At 66.7% G+C, this 23,372-nt stretch carries 18 protein-coding genes; 6 read left to right on the top strand and 12 right to left on the bottom strand.

Going from position 1 to position 23,372, the window contains the following annotated elements; genetic code table 11:
* Positions 1 to 53 precede the first annotated feature (53 nt).
* The 3 genes from FBY20_RS14390 to FBY20_RS14380 form a co-directional block, all read right to left on the bottom strand.
* A complete protein-coding gene (locus FBY20_RS14390) occupies positions 54 to 1,568 on the bottom strand; it encodes an argininosuccinate lyase (RefSeq protein WP_142052971.1) in 1,515 nt (504 codons plus the stop codon).
* 175 nt (positions 1,569 to 1,743) lie between these two features.
* On the bottom strand, positions 1,744 to 4,302 hold the full coding sequence (locus FBY20_RS14385) for an autotransporter outer membrane beta-barrel domain-containing protein (protein ID WP_160144407.1): 2,559 nt from the start codon (positions 4,300 to 4,302) through the stop codon (positions 1,744 to 1,746).
* Positions 4,303 to 4,543: 241 nt separating this feature from the next.
* Positions 4,544 to 6,583, bottom strand: coding sequence for a sensor histidine kinase (locus tag FBY20_RS14380; protein WP_142052966.1), 2,040 nt, complete (start codon positions 6,581 to 6,583; stop codon positions 4,544 to 4,546).
* A gap of 78 nt (positions 6,584 to 6,661) precedes the next feature.
* On the opposite strand from FBY20_RS14380, the gene FBY20_RS14375 reads away from it, so the two are divergent.
* The gene (locus FBY20_RS14375; RefSeq protein WP_056325018.1) at positions 6,662 to 7,360 is read left to right on the top strand and encodes a response regulator transcription factor; all 699 of its coding nucleotides are present in this window, start codon (positions 6,662 to 6,664) and stop codon (positions 7,358 to 7,360) included.
* Positions 7,361 to 7,399: 39 nt separating this feature from the next.
* On the opposite strand, the gene FBY20_RS14370 is transcribed toward FBY20_RS14375, so the two are convergent.
* The 3 genes from FBY20_RS14370 to FBY20_RS14360 form a co-directional block, all read right to left on the bottom strand.
* A complete protein-coding gene (locus FBY20_RS14370) occupies positions 7,400 to 9,868 on the bottom strand; it encodes a TonB-dependent receptor (protein WP_082586353.1) in 2,469 nt (822 codons plus the stop codon).
* Between the two features lie 141 nt (positions 9,869 to 10,009).
* A complete protein-coding gene (locus FBY20_RS14365; RefSeq protein ID WP_142052964.1) occupies positions 10,010 to 11,002 on the bottom strand; it encodes a FecR domain-containing protein in 993 nt (330 codons plus the stop codon).
* Positions 10,999 to 11,562 (bottom strand): sigma-70 family RNA polymerase sigma factor, encoded by a 564-nt coding sequence (locus tag FBY20_RS14360; protein WP_370458368.1) that lies wholly within the window; start codon positions 11,560 to 11,562, stop codon positions 10,999 to 11,001. The genes FBY20_RS14365 and FBY20_RS14360 overlap by 4 nt, the downstream gene beginning before the upstream one ends.
* Positions 11,563 to 11,724: 162 nt before the next feature.
* Here FBY20_RS14360 and FBY20_RS14355 point away from each other — a divergent pair, with 162 nt between their 5' ends.
* Positions 11,725 to 12,600 carry a LysR family transcriptional regulator gene (locus tag FBY20_RS14355; RefSeq protein ID WP_056325015.1) on the top strand — a complete coding sequence of 292 codons (876 nt, stop codon included), beginning with the start codon at positions 11,725 to 11,727 and terminating at the stop codon, positions 12,598 to 12,600.
* Positions 12,601 to 12,779: 179 nt separating this feature from the next.
* On the top strand, positions 12,780 to 14,084 hold the full coding sequence (locus FBY20_RS14350; RefSeq protein WP_142052960.1) for a YbfB/YjiJ family MFS transporter: 1,305 nt from the start codon (positions 12,780 to 12,782) through the stop codon (positions 14,082 to 14,084).
* A gap of 38 nt (positions 14,085 to 14,122) precedes the next feature.
* On the opposite strand, the gene FBY20_RS14345 is transcribed toward FBY20_RS14350, so the two are convergent.
* The 3 genes from FBY20_RS14345 to FBY20_RS14335 all read right to left on the bottom strand — a co-directional run bounded on the left by FBY20_RS14345 (position 14,123) and on the right by FBY20_RS14335 (position 17,102).
* Positions 14,123 to 14,899 (bottom strand): SDR family oxidoreductase, encoded by a 777-nt coding sequence (locus tag FBY20_RS14345; RefSeq protein ID WP_142052957.1) that lies wholly within the window; start codon positions 14,897 to 14,899, stop codon positions 14,123 to 14,125.
* A 61-nt stretch (positions 14,900 to 14,960) separates the two neighbouring features.
* Positions 14,961 to 15,875, bottom strand: a complete 915-nt coding sequence (locus FBY20_RS14340; RefSeq protein ID WP_062839901.1) for a 3-keto-5-aminohexanoate cleavage protein — start codon at positions 15,873 to 15,875, stop codon at positions 14,961 to 14,963.
* Positions 15,876 to 15,884: 9 nt separating this feature from the next.
* Positions 15,885 to 17,102: an ABC transporter substrate-binding protein gene (locus tag FBY20_RS14335; protein ID WP_056325938.1), complete on the bottom strand. Its 1,218-nt coding sequence runs from the start codon at positions 17,100 to 17,102 to the stop codon at positions 15,885 to 15,887.
* A gap of 147 nt (positions 17,103 to 17,249) precedes the next feature.
* On the opposite strand from FBY20_RS14335, the gene FBY20_RS14330 reads away from it, so the two are divergent.
* Together FBY20_RS14330 and FBY20_RS14325 are read left to right on the top strand one after the other, a co-directional pair.
* On the top strand, positions 17,250 to 18,002 hold the full coding sequence (locus FBY20_RS14330) for a Crp/Fnr family transcriptional regulator (protein WP_223573155.1): 753 nt from the start codon (positions 17,250 to 17,252) through the stop codon (positions 18,000 to 18,002).
* A 246-nt stretch (positions 18,003 to 18,248) separates the two neighbouring features.
* Positions 18,249 to 19,211 carry a tripartite tricarboxylate transporter substrate binding protein gene (locus FBY20_RS14325; RefSeq protein ID WP_142052956.1) on the top strand — a complete coding sequence of 321 codons (963 nt, stop codon included), beginning with the start codon at positions 18,249 to 18,251 and terminating at the stop codon, positions 19,209 to 19,211.
* Between the two features lie 95 nt (positions 19,212 to 19,306).
* Here the strand turns inward: FBY20_RS14325 and FBY20_RS14320 are convergent, their stop codons facing one another.
* Entirely contained in the window at positions 19,307 to 20,104 is a 798-nt protein-coding gene (locus tag FBY20_RS14320) for a flavin reductase family protein (RefSeq protein ID WP_063954000.1), read from the bottom strand.
* 11 nt (positions 20,105 to 20,115) lie between these two features.
* Positions 20,116 to 21,180, bottom strand: coding sequence for an LLM class flavin-dependent oxidoreductase (locus FBY20_RS14315; RefSeq protein ID WP_063954001.1), 1,065 nt, complete (start codon positions 21,178 to 21,180; stop codon positions 20,116 to 20,118).
* Between the two features lie 108 nt (positions 21,181 to 21,288).
* Between FBY20_RS14315 and FBY20_RS14310 the strand changes: the two genes are divergently transcribed.
* Positions 21,289 to 22,230, top strand: coding sequence for a LysR family transcriptional regulator (locus FBY20_RS14310; RefSeq protein WP_056325002.1), 942 nt, complete (start codon positions 21,289 to 21,291; stop codon positions 22,228 to 22,230).
* Between the two features lie 14 nt (positions 22,231 to 22,244).
* On the opposite strand, the gene FBY20_RS14305 is transcribed toward FBY20_RS14310, so the two are convergent.
* Positions 22,245 to 23,129: an SMP-30/gluconolactonase/LRE family protein gene (locus FBY20_RS14305; protein WP_142052955.1), complete on the bottom strand. Its 885-nt coding sequence runs from the start codon at positions 23,127 to 23,129 to the stop codon at positions 22,245 to 22,247.
* Positions 23,130 to 23,372: the final 243 nt, after the last annotated feature.

Genomic DNA, 23,372 nt, shown 5'->3' with positions numbered 1-23,372 from the left:
CGCCAAGGTGGAGCCGCCTAGGTGGGACGGCCCCAGGCGCGTATCACCCGCGGCTACGGCTTCGGTGCGCTGGCCACCAGCGCGTCGAACTGCTTGTCCAGTTCCGCCAGCGAATCGCGGATGTGCGCGCGGCGCGCCTTGATCCACTTGTCCTGCGCGGCCAGCTGCTCGCGCGCCTCCTGGATCATGCGGTCCATCTCCTTGGGCTGCGGTCCGCCGCTGGTGGCGCGGTTCTTCACGATGGCCACGGGATCCAGCGTCGCGCGGAACTCGGCCTCGCTCATCGGCAGGTCCGTGCCGTACTTGGAATCCTTCATGGCGTCGGCATAGATGCGACGCGCCTCTGCGTACGGAAAATCCAGAGGCTTGATGTTGTTGGCCTTGGCGTACGACACCACCTCGGACGCAAAATGATGGCCCGCGCGGAACGGCAGCTTGTATTTGTGCATCAGCACGTCCGCCAGTTCCTGCGAGGCCGTCCAGTCGCTGTTCAGCTCTTCCAGCGCGCGGTCCGGGCTGATGACCATCGCCTTGAGCACGCGGTCCCAGCGCTTGAGCGCAGAGATCGCGCTGTCGACCATCGCGGAATTCTGCTTCACGTCCTTGGGGTCGCTCATGCCCGGCGTGATGTTGTGCGTCTGCAGCACGGGTCCCATCGCCAGCGTCACGGCGGTGGAGGCGTCGCTGCGCGTGTCGTTGAGCAGGCCCGGATTGCGCTTTTGCGGCATGGCGCTGGACACGTAGGTATTGCCGCCGCCTTCCTGCAGCAGGATCCACGGACGCGATTGCGCATACTGCGTCATCACGTCTTCGACGAAATTGCCGGTACGCAGCGCGATGCTGGTGACGATGGACGCGACCTCGACCGGCTGGTCCATGGACGAGATCTGCGAGGCGTCGTAGGCGTTGTCGACCAGCGCCTCGAAGCCGAGGTATTGCGCCATGCGCTTGCGGTCCAGCGGCCAGCTCGTGCCGTTCAACACGGTCGTGCCCATGGGCGAGCGGTCGATGCGCACGTAGGCTTCACGGATGCGCTGCGCGTCCCGCGCCAGGCCTGCCGCCTGACCCAGCAGGTAATGTCCGTAACTGTTGGGCTGCGCGGCCACGCCATTGGTGTAGTTGGGAACGATGGTGCCCGCATGCTTGGCGGCCAGCTCCACCAGCGTGGTCGACGTGGCGTTCAGCTGGTCGGCCAGTTCCAGCAGCTTGTCGCGCAGGATCGCGCTGCGATAGGTGGCGTGCATGTCCTGGCTGGAACGACCCGCGTGCAGCAGGGTCACATCTTCGCCAGCGGCCTTGATCAGCAGGGGCTCGAAGGTGATGACCGTGGCCGGCCGCTTGGCGCCGGGCTGATTGCCGTCGCTAATGACCTTGGCCACGCCCGCGGCGATTCGCGGCGCCATGGACTTGTCTAGCAGGCCCTCGTCGGTGTTGATCACCGCCGTGGCCTTGTTGATTTCTCCCAACCAGAAAAAAGGATCGCGGGGCGGGGATTGCTGCGCGGCGGCGGCGTTCGCGGCCAGCGATAGCACCAGGGCGGCGCCCAGGGTCGGAAGCATCTGTCTCATGGCGTTCTCGTTATAGGGGTGGCCAAACAGTGTATCGAAGCGCGATGCCGCCGGACACCCGGTATTGCACCGAGCCGCGGGCGCCTGACACCTTGCCGAGCGAAGACGGGCCCCGCACGAAAATAGGCCGGCCTCCAAGAGGCCGGCCTTCGCAACCGATCAGAATCGAATCGCCTTAGAAGCGCCAGCTCACGTTGACCGTGCCGGTGTTCTGGCGGTTGCCGTCGCCGAACTGGCCCGAGTACGCCAGACCCAGCGTGGCGTTCTTGCTCATCGCCAGATCCACGCCCACTTCCATGACCGCCGCGTCACGCGCCAGCGGGTTGCCCGCGACGGTGAACGGCTGGCTGCCGTCGAACGACATCGTGGCTTCCGGGTTGAGGTCGCCGTAAGCATGGCGCCAGCCCAGCATGCCGCGCAGGCGGCCCGCGTTGTCCTTCACGTCGAACGTCGTCTGTGCGCGCAGGCCCAGCGTGGTGGTGCCCACGTTGTTCGTGCTGCGCTTGCCGCTCAGCGCGGCGTCACCGCCCGATTCCGAGAAGCCGCGGGTGCGCAGGTCGCTGAAGTCCGCGCCAAAGAACGGCTCAAGCGTGACGCGGTCGTTCAGCGGGATGGCGTAGCCCACGTCGGTGAAGACCTGGCCGGTGCTGGCGCTGTAGTCCGCCTTCAGCTCCTGATACTGGCCCGCCGCGTTGATGTTGCGCTTGCTGTCGATGTCGTGCCACGTGTAGGCCACGCCAGCCGTGAAGTTGATCTTGCCCGAGCCGGCTTCGAACGACTTGCCGCCGTACAGGATCGCGCTGTAGCTGTTCACGTCGGACTTGGCCGAGCGGTCGTCCACCGTGATGCGGCTATCGGTGTAACCGAACGCGCCACCCAGACGCCAGCCGTTGCCCACGCCATGATCGCCACCGACAAAGATGCCGACGTCGCGTTCACGGGACTTGGCGACGTCGCCGTTGCCGTCCATCGTGCGCCAGTTGCCGAAGGCCTGCGCCCACAGCGGCTGCGCGTTCGAGCGCGGCAGCATGGAGGCATCGCCACGGCCAACCTGCGCCGTGGGGGGGCCGGCCACGAAACCGGCATTCATATTGGCGCGCAGCTGTGCCGTGGGCAGGCTGGCGACGTTGTTGCTGACGTTCTGCATCGCCGACACGCTGCTGCCGAACGATTCGCCGGACAGGTCGGCAAACACGCCGGCCGGGGCGCCGTTGGGCAGGTTCAGGACCCGCGTGTACAGCGAGCTGGTCGTGGGCAGGCTTTGCAACGCGTTCGCGGCCGCACGCTGGTTGCCGGTCACGGCCAGGTCGGCGAATTCGATCGGGCGGGTGCCGCCGTTGCCGATGGGCGTGGGGGCCGGTTGGGTCGGCGTGGGAGCCGGCTCGGTCGGCGTGGGGGCCGGTTCGGTCGGGGTGGGAGTCGGCTCGGTCGGCGTGGGGGCCGGTTCAGTCGGCGTGGGAGCCGGCTCGGTCGGCTTGGGATCCGGGTCGGTCGGCACCTGCTTCTTGTCGAGCGTCAGCACGACCTGGTTGCCTTGATGGCTGAGCGACGGTTGCAGGAAGGCCATGTCGCTGGTCGCGCTGTCGAAGTGGCCGTTCAGGGTGTTGGCCGACAGGATGGTGTAGGCCGTCGATTCGGCGTACGTGCCGCCCGAACCCACGTGCACCACTGAGCCTGCCAGATTGGCCGTGCCGGTGACATTGACACGGTCGCTCTTGCCCTCGGCGGTGGCGTCGACGCGATAGGTCGAGCCCGGCTTGAAGGTCAGGTCGCCATTCACCGTGATGGTGCCGATCGGCGACGGCGGGGTGACGACAACCGGCGACACCGACATCATGAAGATGTGGTTCGACTGCGCCGCGGCGTTGGGCGACAGGGTCGATCCCGACTCCAAGGTCGTCGGGCCGACTTCGCCGGAACCCGCCAGCGTGCCCTTCACGTTCACCAGGCCCTTCATAGTGTTGCCGTTCAGCGTCAGCGTCGCGGCCGGCGCGACGTTGATCTGGCCGACGCTGATCTTGGAGGTTGCCCCGAAGTCGCCATTGATGTTCATGATGGCGTCGGGGCCCACGACGCCGCCCGTAATGGTGCCGCCGGTGATGTCCAGGGTGGACGTGCCAAGCATCACGTCGCCGGCGATCGTGCCGCCGTTGACGATCGTCATCGGCGCGCTGGCGCCGGCGACGTCAAGTGCAATGCCATCCATCTTGGGATTGATGACGCCGTTGTTGACGATGCCGCCGGTGACCGTACCGTCCGAGACAACGATGCCCGCGTCGATGCTTCCGTTGTTGATGATCTTGCCCAGGACCGTGCCCGAGGTGATCACTTCGATACCGACGCCCGAACTGTACTCGCCCGAAATCCGATATTCGTTGATGATGTCACCCTTGACCATGGAACCGGCCGAGATGCTGATGCCGGCGCGATTGCTGGTCAGTTGCCGGGCGGCCTGGTTGATGATCGAGCCATTCACGGTCGATCCCTGTACCTTGATGCCGCCATTGGGGCTGAAGCGCATCGGCCACATCAAGCCATCGTTCACGACGTCGCCGTCCACGATCGTGCCGCCGACCAGGCTGATCGAGGTGTAATCCCCAACGTTGACAACGGTGGGCGCATTACCCGCATGGAGGATGTAGTCGGTGGGCTGTGCAAGCGCCGACGGGGCGGAAAACGGCAGGCTCAGGCTAAGCAAAGCGGCGAGGCGAGTAAGCGGAAAGCGGCGAGACATTTTGTAGTGACCATGTAAATTTCGTGTCTGAAATGTACCGATCATTGCAAAACGGAATCTGAGCGAATCTGAGCAACTTGTAATAGGTGCGGCCGCTTCTCGTCGAATAGGCACAAATAGGCCCAAAACACGGCGCTTTTCCCCCGTTTGAACCGTCGGCGGCCCGCGAGCGCTGGCGCGGAATGGATGCATTTACGCAACAATTGCCGCGCACTTCGCAATATTCGCGGCAGCGCCGCCTTCAGTCGGTTCGCAGGTGAGGCAAGCTAATGCAAAAGCGCACCGGCTCGACGCCTCCGGCCGCTTCCAGTGCCACTGAACCGCCCAGCCGCGCTGCGATGGAACTGACCAGATACAGCCCCAGTCCCGCCCCCGGATGCCGGGTGGCATTCTGCCCCCGATAGTATTTCTGAAACAGCCGTTCTTGCTCTCCGGCCGGAATGGCGCTGCCGGGATTGGAAACCGCAATGCGCAGCTGGTCCCCGTCCTCGCGCACCGACACGCTGACCGTCCCGCCCTCGGCGCAATGCCGGTCGGCATTGGCCAGCAGGTTGCGCAGCGCGATCCGCAGCAGGCCCGCGTCGCAGTCAAGCGTCCGGGTCTGCGTTTCGTAGGCGCACTGCACCCTGCCCGGCGGATACTCGCTTGCCAGATCCTGCAGCAGCGCGGGCAGGTCGCACCGGGTCAAGCGCAGTTCGGCGCGCGGCTCGCGCATGCGGTCATCGGTCAGGTATTCGTCCACCAGCGCCAACAGGCGCATGGCCGCATCGCGGATGTTGGCGCAGCGCGCCAGGCTTTTTTCCAGCGGGGCTGCAAGGTTGCGGCCCAATTGCTGGGCCGACGTCGTGATGATCGCCAGCGGGGTGCGGAACTCGTGCGACACCATCGCCACGAATTCGCGCTGCTCGGTGAACATCTGCCGTTCCTTTTCCAGCGAGGTGCGCAGTTCGCCTTCCAGAGCGACCCGGCGTTCGATCTCGCCCTGCATTTCTGCCGTGCGCAGGGCCACTTCGCGTTCCAGCCAATGACTGTGCTGGCGCGCCAGGTCGGCCGCCAGGTTGGCCTGCTGCAATTCCCGGACGCGGCGCCGGCGCTCGTAGCGTCCCACGATGAACAGGCTGAGCAGCAGCATGTGCAGCATCGTGCCCAACGTGGACACGTACTCGGTGAAGGCGTTGACCGGGAACACTCCCAGGTTGCGCAGGAAGGCGATCAGCACGCCCACGTAGAACACGCCAAACGCCAGCGCGAAAAAGCGCGCCGGCCGCCAGCCCCGCTTGAGCAGGTACGCGCCCAGCATGATGAACGCGATGATGACCAGCAGCCCCAGCGTCTGGATCGGCAGCATGCCGGCGCCATAATGCCCCGTCACGATCAGCGCCGAGCACACGGCGGCAATGCCCCAGAACAGCCAGTAAAGGCCGCGCACCGCACGCGGATACAGCGCTTCCAGATTCAACTGGCGGAACGCGACGCGCAGCGCCACCGGCAGGCTGACGGCAATGCCCACGCCCAGCAGGCGGTCGCTCCAGGCCACGGGCAGGCCCGTCAACTGCTGCACCAACCCCAGCGACAGCACCTCGTTGAAGACGCAATTGCCGATGTAGGCCAGGAACAGGCCGCTCATGGGCGCGCGCGTCACCAGCCAGAACGCGGCGTGCGCGCAGATCAGGAGCAGGTAAAAGCCGAAGTACAGCCCGAACAGCAGGCCTTCGCGGCGCGACTGGTTGTCGAACGCCAGCCGCTGCCAGACTTCCAGCCGCGTCGCCAGCGCGTTCTTGCTTTGAAGCCGCACCAGGATGACGTAGGCGCCGGGTTGCGACGGATTGAACTGGATCACGGGGCTGCGATAGTCCACCGGCCACTTGCGCCGCGCCAGATCCTCGCCGCTGCGCCCCAGCATCGTCCAGCCGCCGGCGTGGCCCACATAGATGCGCACGTCGTCCAGCAGCGAATTGCTCAGGCGCAGCATCCAGCCGCCGTGCATGACCTTGTCCACCTGCACGGGCAGGCGCAGCCAGATCGTCGCGGGCGTGAACCCCGCGCTCAGGCTGCCCGGCAGCGCCGTCCAGCCGTCCGCGGCGGCCGCGTGCGCGACATCAAGCCCGCCATCGGGATCGATCAGCCGCTCAAGATGGCCGCTTGCGTCCTGCACGCGCTCCTGGCCATCCAGGCGCAGCGGCTCGGCGCGCACCGGTCCGGCCGCGGCCACAAGACCCGCGAAGAGGCAGGCCAGCAGCGCCAGCCACAGCGTGGCCCTGGAGTAACATTCCCGTTTCATCAATCGCAATTTACGCAGCATTCCCGTGCAACCCGGCAGATTACACCAGCCCTTCACGCTGCATTCCGCGGGCGCGACATGCCCGAAGTGATCCTGCTCGAAGACGAACCCGTGCTGCGCCAGGAGCTCGGCGAGTTCCTCGAAGAGTTGGGATACGCGCCGTCGTGCGTGTCCAGCCTGCAGGAATTCGACCAGCGCTTCGATCCCGGCCGCCACCATCTTGCCGTCATCGACATCGGCCTGCCGGACGGTTGCGGCCTGGACCTGATCCAGCGGCTGCGCCAGCAAGGCCAGCAGGTCGGCATCGTGGTTTTCAGTGCGCGCCAGACCGGCCGCGACCGGATTTCGGGCCTTGGCATGGGCGCCGATCACTACCTGGGCAAGGGCTGCGACCTGGACGAACTGGCCGCCACACTCGCCGCGCTGGTGCGCCGCCTGGGACTGCCCCAGCCGGGTCAGGATCAGCCGCTTCCCAGCTGGCTGCTGGAAATCGGCCCGCGCCGCCTGCACATTCCCGGCGCCGAGGCCATGCCGCTGTCGCAGCAGGACCTGACCGTGCTGCATGTCCTCATGAGCCAACCCGGCGAAAACATCAGCCGCCGTCAGATCGTCGAGGCGCTGGGCGCCGACTATCTGGAATACGACCAACGCCGGCTGGACACGCAAATGCGCCGGTTGCGCCGCCGCGTCGAAGCCCTGAGCGGGCAGACGCTGCCGGTCAAGACGCTGCGCAGCAGCGGCTACTGCTTTTATCAGTCAGCCCAGGTCAAAGGCTGACTGCCGGGCGGAACGTGGCCCGGCAACCGAAGGCCTGCCTCAGAACTCCGTGCTGACGGACAACAGCACCGTCAGCGGCGCGCCGACCGTCAGGCCCTCGCGCGCCGCCGACTGCCAGTAGTTCTTGTTCAGCACGTTCTCGACCATCGCGCGGACGACCACGGGCTTGCCGTTGGCGTTGAAGGCATAGCGCGCGCCCACGTCGAAACGCGTCCAGCCCGGGATCTCCTGCGTGTTGGCGACGTCGACGATCTGCGAGCTGGTGCGCAGCATGCGCGCCGTCAGTGTCAGGCCCGGCACGAACGGCGTGTCCCATTCGGCCGACGCGTTGAACTGCAGGCGCGGCACGGCGGGCGCGCGGTTGCCGTCGTTCACGCCGCCTTCCGTGCGCGTCAGGCGCGCATCCGTGTAGGCCACGCCGCCCAGCAGCCGCACGCCGCGGGTCGGCTCGCCCTGCACCAGGAATTCCAGGCCGCGATTGCGCTGCTTGCCGTCGGAGACGTAGCGCAAGGAGGCCGGATCCAGGTAGCTGCTGGGGCGCTCGATCTGGAACGCGCTGAGGGTGGTTTCGAACTGGCCGAAGTCGTACTTGGCGCCCACTTCGAACTGCTTGGAGATTTCCGGCGCAAACACTTCACCGGCGTTGACGGCCCCTTGGGGCGCGGTCCCGCCCTGGCTCAGGCCTTCGATGTAGTTGCCGTACAGCGACAGGCGCTCGGTGGGTTTGACGGTCAGCGCGAACGCCGGCGTGACGGCGGACTCGTTGTAGTTCGACGTCTGGCGGCCGCTCATCGCGTCAAAGTTGGTGGACTCCACGCGCTGGTGCCGCACGCCCGCAATGAACTGCACGCGGTCGTCAGCCAGGGAGATCGTATCGGCCAGCGCAATGCTGTACAGCCGCGAGTCGCTGACACGGGGCAGATCCGACGGACGCGCGATGTTCGGTTTGGCAAGGTCGACGGGGTTGTAGATGTTGGAGAACACCGTGCTGGACCGGATCCGCGCCGCCGAATAGTCGATATCCAGCACGCTGGCGCTCAGCGCCGGCTCGTGCTTGAGCGGGCCGGTCTGCACGCGGCCGCGCACGCCCACCTCGCCTGTCTTGCTGATCAGCGACTCGTTCAGGCGGGCCGGCACCGCGCCGATGTCGCCCGCTTCGTTCAGCATGAGCCAGCTGGTCTGCATGCTTTCAAAGTCATGCTTGCGCGCGCCCACCGCGCCGTAGACGGTCCAATCGGGCGACACGTCGTACTCGGCGCGCAGCGCGCCCGACCATTCCTTGGTTTTCCAGTAGGTCCACGACGGAAAGAAATTGCGGCGCGCGTCCGGCGCCCGGCCGATATCGACGCCCGAAGGCGGCGGGAACAGGAGGCCACTGCGCGCATCGGTGGTGCGGTTCTGATAGTTGATGTCGCCTTCCAGGCGCAGGCGCTCGCCCTGGTAGTCCAGGCCCAGCGCCACCGCGCCCAGGTCTTCCTTGGACCCGTCCATCGGCAGGTCGCCGCCGCTGCCCGCCACGTTCAGGCGCACGCCCCACTCCTGGCTCTCGCCATAGCGGCGTGACAGGTCGGCGTGCGCGCCGAACTGGCTGTCGCTGATGTAGGACACGGTAAAGCGGTTCAGCGGATCGGCGCCGGCGCGCTTGGGCACGAGGTTGATGGAACCGCCCACCGATCCATACGGCGCCATGCCGTTCAGCAGCGCATTGGGGCCGCGCAGCACTTCCACCCGCTCCACGCCGATCAGCGAGCTCGAATTGCGCGGCGACACGCCGTACAAGCCGTTGAACGATACGTCGTAGTTGAACAGCGTGAAGCCGCGGATGTTGAACTCGTCGCGCCCTGCGCCGCGCGAATAGGTATTGCGTACGGTCGGGTCGTTGACCAGCACGTCGCCGATGTTCTGCGCCTGCTGGTCCTCGATCAGCTTGGCGGTGTACTGCGTCGCGCTGAACGGCGTGCTCATGTCGTCGCGGTCGCCCAACAGGCCCAGGCGCCCGCCCCGCGCCACCTGGCCGCCGGCGTAGACGGGCGGCAGGCCGCTGTACAGGCTTGACGCCGTCACGGTCACCGGTTCCAGCGTCGTGGCCTGCGCGGTGGGCAAGAGGCTCAGCCGGTACTGGTTCGGCGCCTCGCGCGTGGCGCGCAGTCCCGTCCCGGCCAGCGCCCGGTCCAGGGCCTCGTGGCTGGTATAGCGGCCCCGCACGCCGTTGCTCTGGCGGTCGGCCACCAGCGACGGCTGGGCGGCCAACAGAATGCCGGACTCGTTCGCCAGCCGCGTCAGCACCTGGTTCAGCGGCGCGGGCGCAATGTCGAAGGTGAAGAGATCGGCCACGCCTGCCGCGGCGGGCGCCGCCTGCGCGTGGGCGGGCGGGCCCCAGACGGCGGACATGGCCATCGCCAGGGCCAGCGGCAAGCCCCAGGACGGGATTCGCCCGCGGCGGCGGGCCAGGGCGCGCGCGGGGGTCACGGGGAAGGCCGCGGCGGGGCAGGAATGACGGTGGGACATGACGGGACCAGTGCTCTCGTGCGTAGGGTTCGGGAAGTCGGAGCGGCGCGCCGGCCCCGCGGATGGCAGGGCGCGAGCGTCTCTTACTCTCCTTATTCGAACGAGCAGGCAAAACCCGGAACCGTTTCGCGGATCTTTTTTTCAGGCCCGCGCTTCGAGGCTGATCCACCAGGGCATCGTGCGGCGCACCTGGACAGGCAGCACCGAGGCCAGCATGCTCAGCGCGCGGTCCGTTTCGCGGATGGGATAGCTGCCAAAGACGTGCAGGCCGGCAACGTCAGGCGCCACGGCCAGGTGGCCGAAGTGATACCGGCGCAATTCGGCCACCACGTCGGCCAGCGGCGTGTCGTCGGCCACCAGCACGCCGCGCGTCCAGGCCTCGCGCGCCGGATCCGCGGGCACGAACCCGTCCAGCGCGTTCGCGGTGAATCTCGCCTGCTGCCCCGCCGCCACGATGCCGCTGGCGCGGCTGGCCGCCGTGTCGATCCGGACGGCCCCTTCATGCACGGCGACCACCACGCCATCGTCCTCGCCGCGCACCGTGAAACGCGTGCCCAGCGCCTGCAGCCGCCCCTGGGCGGTGTCGACCACAAAGGGACGCAGGGGATCCTTGGCGGTATCGATCAACAGTTCGCCGGCGACCAGCTGCAACCGGCGCAGCGTGGCGCCATAGTCGACATCGAATGCACTGAGCGCCTTCAACCAGACCTGGGTGCCGTCCTCAAGGGCGATCTGCCGGGTTTCGCCCAGTCCCGCCCGATGGTCCGCGCCCCAGGTCGAGGCCACCAGCGGCAGCGGCGTCTGCCGCCACGCCGTCCATCCCAGCCCCGCCATGCCCAGCGCGCCCGCCATTCCCAACAGCAGTTGCCGGCGCGCGCGCGGACGGGCCGCCGCGGCTTGCCCGAACGCCGTCACGGCGGCATCCCGGTCCGGACTGGATTGCAGGGGCGAAAAGCGGCGGCCGATGCGTTCGACGTAGCCCCAGGCTTCACGGTGTTCTGCCGCGCGGTCGATCCATTGCTGCCATTGCTGGCGTTCGGCGGCCGACGCATCGCCCGACCGCAGCAGCGCATACCATTCGGCGGCCTGCTCCATCGCGCGATGGGAGGGCTCGCGCGCTTGCGCGGCGGTCATGGGGCCGCCACCTGCGGCATCGACGGCTCGCCCGCCATCCCCGCCGCCAGCCGCGCTTCCAGTTTCATGCAGTTCAGCATGGCCTGCGCGACATACTTGCGGACCATGCGCGAGGACACGCCCAGCACGTCGGCCACTTCCTGGTCGGTCATCTCGCACGCCACCGCCATCACGAAGGCGTGGGCGGTCTTGGGCGGCAGTCCGCGCAACATGGCATCGATCTCGCCTAGCGCCTGCAGCACCATGGCCTGGTCTTCGGCCGACGACACCGTGGGTTCCGGCTGCGCCGCCAGGGCGTCCAGCCAGGCTTGCTCCAGGTCGCGGCGGCGCCACAGGTCGATGCACATGCCGTTGGCCATCCGGCGCAGATAGGTCCTGGCATGCCGGGCGTTGTCGAACTTGCACGGGCGCGTCAAAAGGCGCACGAACGCGTCGTGCGCCAGGTCGGCGGCATCGGCCGCATTGCCCAGGCGCCAGTTCACCCAGGCCAGCAGCCAGCCGTGGTGATTGCCGTACAGGCTTTCGAAGTCCTGGGATGCCCCTTCCGATCCGCTCACGATCCCGCCCGCGACACCCTCCGCATTGACAATAATGCGAACGGTTATCAGTTAACAAAGCGCAGATTATGGACCGGGGCGGCGGGATTTGGCAACGGGGTTTGGGCGATAATTCCGCTGCCCAGACGGGCCTGGCGATGTCGGCGCACAGCCGCGAAGGAAGCAATGAACTGGGACGATGCGAGGATCTTTCTGGCGTTGCAACGAGAAGGAACGCTGCGACGCGCCGCGCGCGTGGCTGGCGTCGACCAGGCCACGATCGGACGGCGCATCGCCACACTGGAACACACCCTGGGCGCGACGCTGTTCCTGCGCAGTTCCTCCGGTTACACGCTGACGCCCACGGGCGAAAGCGTCCTGCGCGCCGCCGAGCGCATGGAGCAATTCGCCCATGACCTGGTGCGGCAGGCCCAAGGCACCGACGGACGGCTCGAAGGCGAGGTCAAGGTCGCAACGACCGACTCGCTGGCCATGGAGTTCGTCATACCGGCCATCGCAGCGCTGCACGCGCAGCACCCCGCCGTGCGCGTCCGCTTGAGCGTGTCGACCCAGATGGCCAATCTTGCACGCCGAGAGGCCGACATCGCCATCCGCAACGTCAAGCCCGACAACCCGGATCTCGTCGCGCGCCAACTGGCGCGCTGGCCGGTGGGCCTGTACGCCAGCGAACAATACCTGGAACACCGGGGCGCCCCATCCGAAGGCGAGGGCCTGCAAGGACATGACCTGGTGTACTACCAGCCCTATCTCGAAAGCGGCCGTGCGCCCACCATCGTCGGCGAACCGGCCCAAGCCGGCTGCATCGTGGCCACAGCCAATTCCAGCCTGATGCTGCGTGCCATGATCGCCGACGGAATCGGCATCGGCGAATTGCCCGTGCCCATGGCCGAGCGCGGCGGACTCGTCCGCCTGTGGCCCGCGCGCGAACGCGCGGGCGGCTTCCCGGTGTGGCTGGTGACGCACCAGGACCTGAGGCACACGGCCCGGGTACGGGCATTCATCGACGCCGTGGCGAACCAGTTCGATCCGCCGCATCAATAGGCGGCGATTGCCGGCGTCCCAGCCCTGCGGCCGCCCCTCCCCCAAAAAGCCAGCGGCGGCGACCGCTGCATTTTTGCATTACTGATAATGCAAATTGCTGCGTGATCGCAGCACCAGGGCTACCTATACTTTTTCGCAGGCCGGTCGGTTTACCCGGCATTCGAAGCGTGAGGTTCCCCATGTCGCATCCATCCGCCGCCGCGCCCTCCGCGGCAACCCCTCCCGTGGCGGCGCCGCCCGGGACAGCAACCTTTGCCTGGCGATATGTTCTTGCCGGGTTCGCCGCCAGCCTGGCCAGCATCGGCCTGGCCCGCTTTGCCTACGCGCCGCTGGTGCCCGCGCTGATCCAGGCACACTGGTTCTCATCGTCCAGCGTGGTGTTCCTGAGCGCCGCCAACCTGACCGGCTACCTCATCGGTGCGCTCATCGGCCAGCCCCTGGCGCGACGCTTTTCCAGCACGCAGGTCCTGCGCGCCATGATGGCGCTTGTCACGCTGGCCTTCGCGGCGTGCAGCCTGCCGCTGTCGATCGGCTGGTTCTTCGGCTGGCGCCTTGCCTCGGGAATCGCGGGCGGCGCCATCATGGTCCTGGCCGCGGCGACGATCCTGCCGCACGTGTCGCCCAACCGGCGCGGCCTGGCAGGCGGCGCCATCTTCCTGGGCATAGGCGTTGGCATCGCAGGCTCCGGCACGGTGGTGCCGTGGCTGCTTGCCATGGGCCTGCAGGCGGCTTGGCTGGGGCTAGCCGCCATCTCTGCCGCGCTGACGTTGCTGACCTGGCACGCGTGGCCGACGCATGGCGCCGCGTCGCGCCGGTTGGCGGACGCGGCGCCGGGCACACCGGTCACGGCCCGCCAGCGTTCCGATCATCGGGCCGGCGTGATCCTGCTGTTCGGCCAGTATGGGTTGATGGCAGTGGCGCTTGTCCCGGCCATGGTCTTTCTGGTTGACTTCGTCGAGCGCGGACTGGGCGCGGGCGCCGCGGCCGGCGCGCGCTTCTGGATTCTCTACGGCGTCGGCGCCATGATGGGGCCACCGCTCTATGGTTGGCTGGGCGATCGGCTTGGCCCGCGCCAAGCCCTACGCATCGTGCTGGCCGTGCAGGCAGTGGCGATGGGCGTTCTGAGCGTCAGCCACCATCCCGCAGGGCTGGGCGCCGCCGCGCTGGTGGCGGGTACTTTTCCTCCCGGCATCGTGCCGCTCGCGCTGGCGCGAATCCACGACCTGATTCCGCACGATGCCTTTGCGCAGAACCGGGCATGGAGCCGCGCAACGGTCAGTTTTGCCACTTTCCAGGCGCTGGCCGGCTACGGGTACTCGGCCGTGTTCAGCGCAAGCGGCGGACAGCACCGGACGATGTTCGCCATCGGCACGGCGGCGCTGGTCATCGCGGTACTGGCCGAAGCCGGCGCGGTAGAAAGGACGATTGTCCGGATGCTGCAAGGCCGCCGCAAGCCTAGCGGCCCCGCGCCTGACTGCCCCTGACATGCAACGCCCGGCGCTTGCCGGGCGCGCACCCAGGTTCATCCCAGATACTCCACGTTCCCGCACACGGAAATGCTCTGCCCGCTGATCATCCCCCCTTGATCCGAACACAGGAACACCACCTGATTCGCCACGTCTTCCGGACGGGTCATGCGGCGCAGCGACACCTTTTCCACAAGCTGTTCGCGCATCGCCTCGCTACTGACCCCGCCGGCCTCGGCGCGCGCCGCGATGATGCGCTCGACCCGGTCGCCCGACACGACGCCCGGCAGCACGGAATTGACGCGGATGTTCGACGGCCCCAGTTCCATCGCCCAGGTCTGCGTCAGCCCGGCCAGCCCAAATTTGCTGGCGCTGTACGGCGAGCGCAGCGAGAACCCCAGCCGCCCCGCCACCGACGAGATGTTGACGATGGCGCCGCCGCCCGCGGCACGCAGCAGCGGTACCGCGCTGCGCGCGCACAGGAACGTGCCCGTCAGGTTGACGTCCAGCGTGTTGCGCCACGCGTCCAACGTGGTGTCCTCCAGACGGCTGGTCGGCCCGGACACGCCCGCATTGTTGACCAGCACATCCAATGCGCCCCACCGCGCGCCCAGCGCCTCGAACATCGCCAGCACCTGCGTTTCGTCAGACACGTCCGTCCGGCTGGCGCTCAAGGCGGGCAGGTTTTCCCGCGCTGCCTGGAGCGACTGTTCGTCCACGTCGCAGATATGCACGTCGGCGCCCAGATCGAGGAACCTGCGCGCGATCGCCAGCCCGATGCCCTGCGCGCCCGCCGTGACCAGTACGCGGGCGCCTTTCAATGATTCGGTCATGTCCCTTCCCGATGATGAATGGCGGCGGCGCGGCCCTGCGCCGCGCCGCCTGACGGTTGCGTCAAAGCGCGAACTCCGGGCGGATGCCGCTTTTCAGCGGCAGGCCCATGATTTCGCGCGCCTCGGCGGGCGTGGCCGGCTCCATGTCCATTTCGCGGATGATGCGCACGATGCGCTCGGTCAGCTGCACATTGGTGGCCAGCTCGCCGTGCCGGTAGTACAGGTTGTCTTCCAGACCGACGCGCGCGTGGCCGCCCAGCAGCAGCGCGCTGATGTTGGCCTCCAGTTGCGACGGCCCGATACCGCTGACGCAGAAGACGCTGTTCCTGGGCAGCAGGTCCACCATCATCTGCAGATGCCGCGGCGAAAACGGCATGGCGTTCTGGAAGTTGCGATGCACGTTCATGACCAGGTTGATGAAGTGCGGGCCTTCGTCCAGGTCTTCATTGATGAGCGTGGTCACGTCCTGCAGGATATGCGTGGGACTGAACACCTCCCACTCGGGCTTGATGCCGCGCGCCTTCATGCCGGCCGCCAGCTCGCGCCCCTTGCTGAGCGGCGTGTTCATCAGGTATTCGCGGTCGCCGAACGCCAGGTTCAGCGTGGTGGCGTCCAGCGTGCACATCTCGGCGCCCGCATCCATGCCCTTCAGACGCTCCTCCCACAGGATCTCCCACGTGCCGGGCGACGTCTCGGCCACCATGTCGCCGTGCACGCCGCCGCCGGTGGAGTTGTTCAGGACGATGTCGCACCGCTCCCGGATGAGCTGGTTCATCTTCCGGTACACGCCGGCATCGCACGTCGCCAGGTCATCCGCGCGCCGCGCATGCAGCGCCACGACGCTTGCCCCGGCGTTGTAGCAGCGGTAGACATCCTCCGCGATCTCCGCGGGCTGCGTCGGCAGGTGCGGATTCTGGCTCTTCAGGGCCATGCCCCCCGTCGGGGCGATGGTCACGATCACTTTGCGTTTGGCCATGCCGTTCTCCTAGGATTTCCACAGCGCGCAGCGGCTTTCTGACTGCTTCGTGAAGGCCTCGTTGCCGTCGATGGCCTGCACCACCGTGAAGTAGTCCCAAGGCTCTTTCGACTGGTCCGGGCGCTTGACCTGCAGCAGGTACATGTCGTGCACGACGCGGCCATCGGGACGCACGACGCCGTCCTTGATGTAGATGTCGTTCAGCTTGTTTTCGCGCAGGTAAGCCAGCACCTTGTCCGCGTCGTCCGTGCCGGTTGCCTTGACCGCGCGCAGGTACTGCAACGCCGCCGAATAGTCGGCCGCCTGCAAGGACGACGGCATGGCCTGGCGGCGCTCGAAGAACTTGCGCGCCCAGGCGCGCGTTTCGTCCGACGCGTTCCAGTACCAGCTGTCGGTCAGGTACATGCCCTGCGCGGCCGGCAGGCCCATGGCGTGGATGTCGTTGATGAACATGATCATGCCCGCCAGCTTCATCGTCTTGGTGATGCCGAACTCGTTCGCGGCCTTGATCGAATTGGTCGCGTCCGCGCCGGCATTGGCCAGCGCCAGGATCTCCGCCTTGCTGCTTTGCGCCTGCAAGAGGAACGACGAGAAATCGCTGGCGGCCAGCGGATGCTTCACACTGCCCACGACCTTGCCGCCGCCCGCCTCGACGACCTTGGTGGTGTCGGCCTGCAGCGCGTGTCCAAAGGCGTAGTCGGCCGTCAGGAAGTACCAGCTCTTGCCGCCCGTCTTGACCACCGCCGCGCCGGTGCCGCGCGCCTGCGCGACAGTGTCGTACGCGTAGTTCAGCGTGTAGGGCGTGCACTGCTCGTTCGTCAGCGCGGGCGCGCCGGCGCCCACCACGATGATGGGTTTCTTCTTGTCGGCCGCCACCTTGGACATGGCCAGCGCCGTGCTGGAATTGGTGCCGCCGATCAGCATGTCCAGACCGCGCTGGTCGAACCATTCGCGCGCCTTGGCCGAGGCCACGTCGGCCTTGTTCTGGTGGTCTGCCGTCAACAGTTCGATCTTCTTGCCGTCGATCTGGCCGCCCATTTCCTCGATCGCCATCTTGATGGCCTCCGCGCCGCCGGGGCCGTCAGGGCCCGAGTAGACGCCGGACATATCGGTAATGAATCCGATGCGGATCACGTCGTCCGAAATTTGCGCCTGCGCGGCCGTGGCGGGCAGCAGCGTGGCGGACAGGGCGCCGGCGATGGCGGTGGCGGACAGCAGGCGTGGCATTGACAACATACCGGTCTCCTCTTATGGTTTTTGGCCCGTAGGCGTCAAACATTCTGCGGTCCGGCTGCCCTTGCGGACAGTCATCACGTTGACAAAGAATCCTAGGGTTTACCTGGGCCGCATCCCACCTCCAGACAGGGAACGAACATGCGCGAACCGCCTGCCCTGGCGGGCAACGACGTGTCGAACGCAAGCCGCCGGCCGGCGCGCAGCGCGGTCGACAAGATGCTCGACGTGGTGCCCTGGTACAAGGGCCTGCCGGAACTCGAGCGCGACGTGGTGCGCGCCGAGCTGCGAACGGTGTCCCTGGCGGCCGGCGAATACCTGTTTCGCGCGGGATCGCGGTCGCCCGGCTGGTATGGCGTGGTCGAAGGGCTGGTGAAGTGGTCGTCACCCGGCACCGACGGCCGCACGCTGTCGCTGGCCGGCTTCAGCACGGGCAGCTGGTTCGGCGAAGCCACCATGATCCGCCGCGAGCGCTTCGAATACGAAGTCGTTGCCCTGCGGCCCAGCCGGATCGTGATCCTGCCGCGCGACACCTGCGAACGCCTCTGGAACAACAACATCGAATTCACCAAGGCGCTGATGACGCACCTGGCGCAGCGGGTCAACTGGCTGATGGGCTGCTACACGGGCAACGTGCTGCTCGACGTCGACACCACCGTCGCGCGCGCCGTCGCCGCGCAGCTGGACGCCGAGGTCCATTCGGGAACGCAGGGCCGGCTGCGGATCTCGCAGGAAGAAATCGCCGGCCTGTGCGGCGTCTCGCGCCAACGCTGCAACGCCGCGCTGACCCGGCTGGCGCGCGAGGGTGTCCTGCAAACGCATTACGGCGGATTGACGGTGCTGGACAAGGAGGCGCTGTACCGGTGCGCAAAGATCAGCCGCGATCCGGCATAATGCCGGTCACGCGCGCCGCCGCCGCAAGAAGACGATGCCGCCGCAAGCCGCAATATTGCTGGCTTCGCAGAACAGTTCTGCAGATCGATGGGGTAATCGCCCGGTCCGATAAAAATTATCATCGGCTATGAGACAACCCCAGGCCGGACACTGATTCCGGCCGACCCAGCCGCCAGCGTCAAAACAGAAGAACCGGCCCGCGGAAGGCACGGTCCCGCATGGCGGCGGGAACCTGGAGAGAGACAGATGCGCAAGCTCACCCGCCGCGGCTTCATCGCGGCCGGCACCCTCATGATGTTCGCCCGTCCGTTGCGGGCCGCGGCCAAGCCCGTGACCCTGATCGTGCCCTATGCAGCGGGCGGCCCCAACGACAATTTCGCGCGCCTGCTAGCCGAAGGCATGGGCGCCGAACTGGGCATCAACTTCATCGTCGAGAACAAGCCCGGCGCCAACGGCATCATCGGCGCCTCGCAGGTTGCGCGCGCGCCCGCCGACGGCAGCATGCTGCTCATGGGCGGTTCCGGCCCCCTATCCCTGAACGTCCTGCTGCGCCCCAGCCTGAACTACAGCTTCGACAGCTTCAAATCCGTCGCCATGATGTTCGACGGTCCGCTTACGATCACCGTGCCCGCGAAGATGGGCGTCAATTCCCTGGCGGAACTGGTCGCCTATGCAAAACGCGAGAACCGCGCGCTTACCTACGGCTCGCTGGGCCCGGGCAGCGTCACCGACCTGTACGGGCTGATCATGTCCAAGACCCTGGGCATCCCGCTGACCGCCGTGCCTTACAAAAGCACGCCCACCAGCCTGATCGACCTCATCACCGGGCGCAACGATCTTTCCTACATGACGCCCATCGCCCTGGCCGACCACCAGAAAGCCGGCGCGGTGAAGATCCTGGCGCTGACCACCGACCACCGCGATCCGGCGCTGCCGGAAGTGCCCTGCGTGACGGAACTGGGTTATCCCCAGCTCAAGGCCAGCTACTGGACCGCGCTGCATGCGCCCAAGGGCACCCCGGACGCGATCGTGCAGGCCTATTCGGCCGCCGCCATCAAGACCGTCCAATCCGAGAGTTTCCGCAAGCTGCTCGTGGCCAACGGCCAGACCGAGAAAGCCGGCGGCCCGCAGGCGCTGGAAGCCCAGCTGGAAGCCGACCGCCAGTACTGGGGCAAGGTCATCAAGGAAAACGGCATCGTCCTCGATTGAACCACCGGCGCCGGCGTCGCGCCGGCGCATCCTTTCCGCCATGCAAAAGCCCGCCAAATGGCGGGCTTGTCGTTCACGCAAATGCGGTCATCCGGTCATTGCAGCTGCGCTGGCGCAATGCCGTGCGTGGCGGACTTGAAGTTGATCACCGGACGCGCCTCGCGGCAGGCCGTCCTGCGAATCTTGCCCACGATGAGATCGTGCGTGCCCAGCTTCTCGGTGCAGACGATGTCGCATTCGATGCTGGCCAGCGCATCGGGCAGCACCGGCGCGCCATGTTCGTTCATCACCCATCCACCCTGGGCGAACCGCGCCTTGCCCTGAGGATTCTTCATGAAGGCCTCGATCACCTCGCCGTGGCCTTCTCCCAGGATGTTGGCGACGAAACGGCCGTTGCGCAGCAGCGGCGCATGCGCCGACGCGGTCTGCTGCACAAAGAACCCGACCATCGGCGGGTCGGCCGAGATCGACGTCAGGCTGGAGACGATCATGCCCGCCATGTCGTCGCCGTCACCCGTGCTGACGGCGCTGATGCCGGCCGGTAGCGACCGCATCGCCGCCTTGAAGTCATCCACCGACACCACCTCGTCGCATTCGTTGACCACCATGTGCGCGCGGATGTCGCCGCGTTCGTCGACCCATCCGTGCCGTGCCGCGTAGTCCACCATCTTCGAGAAGCTGGCTTCCCAGGCCGGATCGCCCGCGTGCTGCGACAGGAAGCGCAGCACTGACGGCGACAGCCGCACGTGCCGCTCGTCCTCGCGCCGGCCGATGCGCGCGATCGCGCGTTCCAGCCGATCCGCGGGCTGCGGGTCCGCCAAGACATCCAGACGGCCGAAATCGGCCGCGTCGCGCAGCGCAATGGCGCCGGCATTGCTCAGGTAGATACGCATGCTGCCCTCCTTCAGGCAAGGACGGTCGTGCTGCCGACTTCCTTGCGGATCGCGGGAATAATCTTGTCGCCCCAGAGTTCGATCTGCTTGAGCATCGTCTTCTGGTCGAAATCGCCAAGCTGCGTTTGCAGCGCAATGTGCTTCGGTCGCAGGATGCTGATCTCTTCGAGCATCTTGTCGATGACCTCGTTGACCGAACCCACCGGCAGGTTCTTGCGCAATTGCTCGAACGTCGGGTCCGTTTCCGAAGGCACTTCCTTGACCATGTAGCCGTCGTCGCTCTGCGCGCGGCGGAACTTCAGGCTTTCGGAAATGCGGCGCTGAAAGCGCGCGCAATCCAGGTAGGCATCGATCTCGGCCTTGTTGTCCGACGCATAGCCACAGCGCAAAAAGCCGAACTTCACGTCGCGGTCCAGGTCCTTGCCGTTGTCCTCGGCCACCTTCTCCAGCCGCCCGCGCAGTTCCGCGATGGCGTCGTTGCCCTTGAGCAGCGCCGTCACGAACAGATTGTGGTTCTCGCGCACGCCGCGGCCAAGCGTCACCGGGTTACCCGACGTGATCCACAGCGGCGGCATCGGATCCTGCACGCAGCGCACCGCGATCGAGCTGGGCGGAATCTTCAGGAACTTGCCGTCATGCTCAAAGATCTTCTGCGTCAGGCCCTTGGGAATGACGTCCAGGAACTCATTGAAGATCGCACCCGACTCCTCGATCTGGACGCCGAAGCGCTCGAATTCGAATTGCTGGTATCCCGACCCGACGCCCAGGTCCAGCCGCCCATTGGACACCGTGTCCACGAAGCCGACTTCCGCCAGAAAGCGCGCGGGGTGATACAGCGGCAGAATGCACACTGCCGTGCCCAGGCGTATCTGGCGCGTCTTGGCCGCGGCATGGGCCACCGTCATCAGCGGCGACGGCGACAGGGAGTAGTTGTTGAAGTGATGCTCGGCGTACCACGCCGTGTTGAATCCGGCTTGCTCGGCCGCCACCGTCTGCTCGATGGAGTTGTTGATGACTTGCGCGGAGGACTGGTGGTAACCTCGTTGCTGCGCCAGAATGAATACGCCGAATTCCATTGTGTCTCCTCATTGATGCTTGAATCCTTGAGGAAATTCTAGAGGCCGGTAGTCATGGGCTGGAATACAAGAAAAGCGGCGTTCTGTGCTGCATAAAGTGGAGGAATGATGGACAGACTGCGCGCCATGGAGCTCTTTCTGTCGATCTCGAAGTCCGAGAGCTTCTCGGAAACCGCGCGCCAGTTCGGCATCTCTGCCACCTCGGTGTCGCGCATGATCACCGACTTCGAAAGCGAGCTCAACGTCAAGCTGCTGCTGCGGTCCACGCGGCAGGTCGTGCTGACCGAAGCGGGCCAGGAATACGCCCGCCAGCTCGAACCCATTCTCTGGAACATCAACGAGGCGCATCGCAACATCACCGAGATCCGCGCCGCGCCCAAGGGCGTGCTGCGCGTGCATTCGCGCATGATGTTCGGCCTGGGCGTGCTGCCGCAGCTGGTCGCGGCCTTTCGCGAGGCCTACCCCGAGATCCACATAGAACTCGTGCTGTCGGAAGCCAAGACGGATCTTCGGCGCAACAACTTCGACATCGATTTCCGCATCTCGCCGCCCGTCGAGGCCGGCCTGAAGCGGCGCATCCTGTTCAAGAGCGAACGCTATCTCGTCGCTTCGCCTGCGTATCTGGCCGATCGCAAGCCGCCCGAAACGCCGGCCGACATCGCCCAGCATGCCTGCCTGGCCTACCTGCTTCCCGGCGACCAGTATCTCTGGCGCTTCAAGCAGGGCGAGGTCATCGACGAAGTGCCGATCCAGCCAAGGCACGTCACCAACAATGGCGTGGCGTTGCTGGAGCTGGCCAGGCTGGGGGAAGGGATCGCGCTGCTGGACGACTACACCGTGCACCACGACATCGCGCGCGGCACGCTGGTGCGGCTGTGTCCGGACTACCGCGTCACCAACACCACCTTCGAAGAAGGCATGTACGCCACCATCCTGGACACGGCCATGATCCCCGTGAAGATCCGGCTGTTCCTGGACTTTGTCGCCTCGCACGTGTCGGGCGCCGAGCTGCGATTCGCCGCGTACGGCAAGCCGGCTGCCGACGCCTGACCCGGCGGTAAGCGTCAGGCGCCGGGCCGGATCGCGCAGCGCGGGCGTGGCGCGCCTGCGTAACCCGCGCCCCGGATGCGCAGCAGCGCGCCGTCCAGGCGGCCATTGGCCGACAGGCGTCCGCTGTCGCTGATGGACGTGACGTAGAGGTCGGTCAGGTCGTCCCCGCCAAAGCACAGCGACGCCGGGTGGGCGACCGGCACGTCGATGCGCCGGTCCAGTTTGCCGTCGCGGTCGAACCGCACGACGGCGCCCGCATGCACCAGCGCCGTCCAAAGCCCGCCGTCCCGATCAAAGCAGCAACCGTCCGGCGCCGATTCAAGCGCGTCCGTGTCGGCAAACACCTCGCGGCCCGATAAGCCTGCCTGCGCATCCATGCGATACCGGTAGATGGTGCGCGCCGCGCTGTCGCACACATGAAGGTGCGTGCCGTCCGGATGCAGGGCCGGGCCGTTGACCACGCCGATCCCCTGCGCGATCCGGGCAAGCGTGCCGCGCGTGTCCAGGCGATACAGTCCGCCCAGCGGCGCCTCGCCGGCCTCGCGGTAAATGTGCATGGTGCCCGCGACAAAGCTGCCGTCCGGCATGGGCGTGCCGTCATTGAGCCGCAGGTTGGGGTGGCTGACGCCGATATCGGCCAGCGTTCGCAGGCTGCCGTTCGCCGGCCGGAACAGCGCAAACGATTCCTTCAACGCCACGACCAGCTCGTCCTCGCCGTTGAAGGCAAATGACCCGAGCGGCGCCGGCAGCTGCCAGCTTTGCACGCGGCCCGAATCCGGCGTCACGGCCAGGATCAGGCCCTTGCGGCAATCGGCCATCCACAGCCGCCCGCCCGCCGCGTCCCACACCGGGCATTCGCCCAATGCCGCACGCAGCGATCCGATACGTTCGATCTGCATCTGCCTCCCTCTTTCCAACACGCGCGCTGGCGATGATTTTTCCCCATGGTATCGGCTGCGGGGAGCCCGGAATATGCGCCATTCCTGCAGAACACAACCACCGTTTTTGCCGTAGATCGGGCCCAGGCCCCTTCCTAAAATCAAAAAAAGTCCAGTGCCGGCAGGCGTGGACAGTAGACAAGATCGGTCATCGGACCCCGAGGAGACTTACGATGCAGCATGCCCACGGCGCCCGGCGCCCCG

Origin of the sequence: Achromobacter sp. SLBN-14 (genome assembly GCF_006715415.1) — a bacterium.
Taxonomy (GTDB): Bacteria; Pseudomonadota; Gammaproteobacteria; order Burkholderiales; family Burkholderiaceae_B; genus Achromobacter; species Achromobacter mucicolens.
The sequence above is the reverse complement of the archived record's forward strand: the minus strand, read 5'-3'. Positions and strand labels throughout refer to the sequence as shown.